Source organism: Aurantimicrobium minutum (genome assembly GCF_029892845.1).
GTDB lineage: Bacteria > Actinomycetota > Actinomycetes > Actinomycetales > Microbacteriaceae > Aurantimicrobium > Aurantimicrobium minutum_B.
Genome location: NZ_JARXVT010000012.1, coordinates 1 through 1,320 on the forward strand (window position 1 = coordinate 1; position 1,320 = coordinate 1,320).

Below are 1,320 nucleotides of genomic sequence, written 5' to 3' on the forward strand. Positions count from 1 at the left end.
AGGGTGTCTAGGTTCACGACCTTGTTGACACATGAGTCGCGTCCTTATTAACACTAGATGAGTCGCGTCCTTGTTGACACTCTGGAGCAATGTCGAAACAACGCGTCGTCGTCCTCTCTATCGTCCACCAAGGCCTAACAGTCACTGAAGCAGCCAGAACTCATGGCTTCTCCAGAGCCCATATCTACACCCTCCTGAAGCGTTATCAAGAAGGTGGCCTTGACGCTGTCGAACCTCAATCGTCCAGGCCGAAGTCCTCACCACATGCCCTCAGCGATGAACTGCGTTTGCGCATTATTCAATTGCGCATCCATCTCGATGCAGAAGGACTCGATCATGGACCTGAAAGCATTCAACCGTTCCTCACTACTGAAGGCTTCACCGCGCCGTCCACATCCACAATCAGACGTGTTCTCCACCAGGCAGGACTCATCACCCCGGAGCCGAAGAAAAGACCTAAATCTTCTTTCCTCAGTTTCGAAGCAGACCAACCCAACGAAACCTGGCAGTCGGATTTCACCCACTGGTCATTAGCTGACGGGCGCGATATTGAAATCATTAACTGGCTCGATGACCATTCCAGAAAGCTACTTTCCATCACGGCCTTTGACCGCATCACCGGACCCATAGTTGTTGAAACATTCACGGCAAACATCAACAAATACGGGCCTCCCCAGTCCACACTCACCGACAACGGGGTTGTTTACACTGCTCGCTTCACCAAAGGCAAAAACGCGTTTGAATACTTCTTGGCAGAGCTTGGAATCGTTCAAAAGAACGGCAAGCCCTACCATCCTCAAACCCAAGGCAAAATCGAACGCTTCCACCAAACACTGAAAAAACGACTGCGCAGCAGAGAACCAGCACACACTCTCGCAGAACTCCAACAACAACTCGATGAGTTCCAAGAAATCTACAACCACCACAGACCACACCGCGCATTGGGCAAAAGAACACCCGAAGAGGTTTATCAAGCTGGAGTGAAAGCACACCCCGTCAAAGAATCCGTTTCACACGACTGGCGCACCCGCTATGACAAAGTCGACAAAGGAGGAAAACTCACCCTCAGACGCGCAGGAAAACTTCACCACATGAGCGTCGGCGCGGCACATGCCGGAGAAGAAGTTCTTATGTTGATCGACCAAACAACCGTCATCGTGACACTGCAACACAGTGGAGAAGTCCTCAGTCAACATCACATAGAACCAGAAAGAAACTACTGGCGAGACCAACTAAAAAGTCCAGGCCGATGGCCTGGACTTTCATAATTTTGTCAACAAGGTCGGGACTCATTTGTCAACAAGGTCCCGACTCATCACA

At 50.6% G+C, this 1,320-nt stretch carries 1 protein-coding gene; it reads left to right on the plus strand.

Going from position 1 to position 1,320, the window contains the following annotated elements:
• Positions 1–89: 89 nt before the first annotated feature.
• Positions 90–1,268, plus strand: coding sequence for an IS481 family transposase (locus tag M2118_RS08840; protein ID WP_280795577.1), 1,179 nt, complete (start codon positions 90–92; stop codon positions 1,266–1,268).
• Positions 1,269–1,320 lie beyond the last annotated feature (52 nt).